General features: G+C 53.1%; 3 protein-coding genes. 1 reads left to right on the forward strand and 2 read right to left on the reverse strand.

Annotated elements, in window-relative coordinates; translation table 11 throughout:
* Positions 1-74 precede the first annotated feature (74 nt).
* Positions 75-1,331 carry a valine--pyruvate transaminase gene (locus CUC53_RS13330; protein WP_100294611.1) on the reverse strand — a complete coding sequence of 419 codons (1,257 nt, stop codon included), beginning with the start codon at positions 1,329-1,331 and terminating at the stop codon, positions 75-77.
* A 287-nt stretch (positions 1,332-1,618) separates the two neighbouring features.
* Here CUC53_RS13330 and mak point away from each other — a divergent pair, with 287 nt between their 5' ends.
* Positions 1,619-2,566, forward strand: a complete 948-nt coding sequence (mak, locus tag CUC53_RS13335; RefSeq protein WP_100294612.1) for a fructokinase — start codon at positions 1,619-1,621, stop codon at positions 2,564-2,566.
* Positions 2,567-2,748: 182 nt separating this feature from the next.
* On the opposite strand, the gene CUC53_RS13340 is transcribed toward mak, so the two are convergent.
* Positions 2,749-3,484, reverse strand: a 736-nt coding sequence (locus CUC53_RS13340) for an iron chelate uptake ABC transporter family permease subunit (protein ID WP_157798277.1), incomplete at its 5' end; no start/stop codon positions are given.

The following is a 3,484-nucleotide window of genomic DNA, read 5'->3' on the forward strand; positions in this document are numbered from 1 at the left end:
CCGTTGTTTTATTAAACAAAAAACCCTTCATAAAGGGGCTAGCAAAGGTTTTACCACCTCTAGTAACTTAAGTTTCAGCTATTACCGCTATAAAGCTGATTGATCTCCTCTGCCAGAATGGCAATCCCTCGACGCACCAGATCTTCACTTTGGGAATAGTTAAGGCGAATACACTCTTGGCTATGGCGCCACTTTGGATCGTCAATACCGGGGAAGAAGTAATGACCCGGCACAATCAGTAAATTTTTCGCCTTCAAACGTTCGTACAGTGCCTGACTGTGGATCGGCAAATCCTCAAACCATAGCCAAAGGAATAGCGCTCCTTCCGGCTTATGAATATGAAAGCGCGGATCGGGAATAGCATCACGCAGCAGTGTCACCGCAAATTCAGCCTTCTGCTGATAGAACGGTTTAACTACCTGCTCGCTCAGGGTGATGATGTCGCCACTCTCGATCATCGGGATAGTAATAGCGGGGCCCAAGCTGCCTGGCGCCAAGTTAATAATGCCGCTGAGGTTAGCGATAGCATTAATGATCTTTTCATCGGCGATGACGATACCGCAGCGAGTACCCGGCAGCCCAAGCTTGGAGAGGCTCATACAGAGGATGGTGTTGCTATTCCAGAAGGGTTTCGCTTGGCTAAAAATAATACCGGGAAAAGGAACTCCATATGCATTGTCGATCAGCAGTGGGATACCCTTATCTCTGGCAATCTGATCAAGATGCTCAATCTCTTCATCAGTCAGCACGTTACCGGTCGGGTTGGTCGGGCGTGATACACAAATAACACCGATGTCATCACCCACTTGCAGGCTTTCAAAATCGACGTGGTATTTGAATTGGCCATCAGACAGCTTTTCGATCGTCGGTTTATAGGCAACAAAGTGATTCTCGGTCAGCGCTGAATCGGCATAACCGATATATTCTGGGGCCAGCGGAAATAGCACCTTTTTCTTGCGCCCATCAGCAAATTCACCGGCCAGCAGGTTAAACAAATAGAAGAACGCATTTTGGCTGCCGTTGGTCAACGCGATGTTGTTAGCGCTGATGGCCCAACCTAACTCTTTATTAAGTAGTGTTGCCAGCGCCTTGGTAAATCTATCTTTACCTTGTGGGCCATCATAGTTGGCCATGGCTTTCACCAGTTCACCGTTATCCAATAGCTGTTTAGCCTCGGTTTGGAAGCGTTCCAGCATTGCAGGGATAGGCGCAGGATTTCCCCCCCCTAGCATGATGGCATCAGGATTGGTCAACCCTTCGTTGAGGTCATCCATCAGTTGAGTGATACCGGCATGACGAGTGAATTTCTCGCCGAACAATGAAAATTCCATTCAGATTCAAACTCAGAAACGTTAAGTGAAAGCGAGCACCATAGCTCAGTTTAAAAGCGAGTGTCGATCAAAATAACGGTTACGTTCCACGTGGAACATTGCTATTTATCGTGCAGTGCTAACACCACTCTCCAAAGCTTCAGTGTAGATGACTCACTTCATCAACCATCACCAAGCAGGTAGCTGCCATGGAGATGTCTGCGGCATAATGAGGATTGCGGGTATCCCCCCCCCTCTGTTAAGGCTACATCCCCCTTTACATCGTTACATCGAAAGGAAGCTAAACCATGCGCATCGGCATCGATCTGGGCGGAACAAAAATTGAAGTTATCGCACTAGCTGATGATGGCAACGAACTGTTTCGCAAGCGAGTCGCTACCCCCCGCCATGACTATCGACAAACCCTGCAAGCTATCTGTGGGTTGGTACAAGATGCCGAGACGGCAACGGGTCAATCTGGTTCGGTCGGCATCGGCATTCCCGGCACCCTCTCCCCTATCACCAAACGGGTCAAAAATGCCAACTCGGTGTGGCTCAATGACCAACCATTAGACCAAGATCTGGCCACAGCGTTGGCTAGACCGGTGCGGATAGCTAATGACGCAAATTGCTTTGCGGTCTCAGAAGCCACAGATGGTGCTGGCGCGGGGGCCAATATCGTATTTGCAGTGATTATCGGTACCGGCTGTGGCTCAGGAATCGCGATTAACGGCAAGGCACATAGCGGGAGCAACGGCATAGCGGGGGAATTTGGTCATAATCCACTTCCTTGGTTAGAGCCAGAAGAGTGGCGTTATCAGCAAGCCACCCCCTGCTATTGTGGTAGGCATGGCTGTATTGAAACCTTTGTCTCGGGAACTGGTTTTGCCAACCACTATCGTTTCATCACCGGGATAACACGAACCAGTACCGACATCATGGCGCTCGTGGCACAGAATGACCCCCTTGCTATCCACGCTATCGAGCGTTACGAACAGCAGCTAGCCAAAGCCTTGGCTCATGCCGTTAACTTGATCGATCCCGATGTCATTGTACTTGGGGGGGGGATGAGTAACGTTGAACGCCTTTATCAGCATCTACCGACGCAGTTACGGCAATATGCTTTCGGCAGGGAATGTGACACCCTGATTTACCGAGCCAAACATGGTGATTCCAGTGGCGTACGTGGCGCAGCTTGGCTGTGGCAACCCGGTGAATATCATCTGGCCATGGCATCTAAGAACCTATCTCGATAGGCGTCATTGCTGGAGATAGTCAGTGTCAGAAGCCACTGCGTACGTGACGTGACGATTTCGAGCACAATGCAAGACCACAGTACAAATGAAACAGACCTGATGGGATAGGCGCTAAGCGTGACAGACCCCCGTGGATTAGTCATGGGCCAATCTATTGCGACCTAGCACCTAATTTCATCTCGCTACAAGCGTCGTAGGCACCACATAAAGTATGCCCCTCCTAATAAGGTGGAGACCAGCCCGACCGGCACCTCCTGCGGGAACAGGATCTGCTGGCCGACCCAATCCGCCGATACCATCAACAGGGCGCCGGAAGCGGCGGCCCCAAGCAGGTGCCAACGTGCCCGCACCAGCCCCATCAGCTTGGCCATATGTGGCGCCAACAGACCGACGAAGGAGAGCGGCCCCACCACTAGGGTGGCACTGGCGGTGAGCACGGCCACCAGCAGCAGGATGGCGAGCTGGGTGCGGTTGAGGCGAATGCCGAGTGCGGTGGCTACCGCCGCCCCCATCGGCATCAGATCGAGCCAACGGCTGATAAGCAGGCAGGCGGCCAGCATCAACAGCGCCAGCCCCACCAACCCATAGGCCACCGGCAGGGTGACGTAGTAGGTGGAGCCGGACATCCAGGAGAGCAGTTGCTGCACCCGCATGTCACCGTTGGCCAGCGCGATGGCCTGTAGCGGCTCAAACAGTGCCGTGATGGCAATGCCGGAGAGCAGGATCCGCTCCGGCTGGAAGCCGTGCTTGCGATTGACCACCACCAGCAGCAACAGGCAACCAAACGCACCGAGCAGGCCACCGACCAGCATCAGCGGCAGGGGCAATGCAGGCAGCAACAGCGCCGTGGCAATCACCCCCATAAAGGTGCCGCCGCTCACCCCCAGCAGCTCCGGGCTCGCCATCGGGTTGTTGCTG

Source organism: Aeromonas cavernicola, from assembly GCF_002795305.1.
Classification (GTDB): Bacteria; Pseudomonadota; Gammaproteobacteria; order Enterobacterales; family Aeromonadaceae; genus Aeromonas; species Aeromonas cavernicola.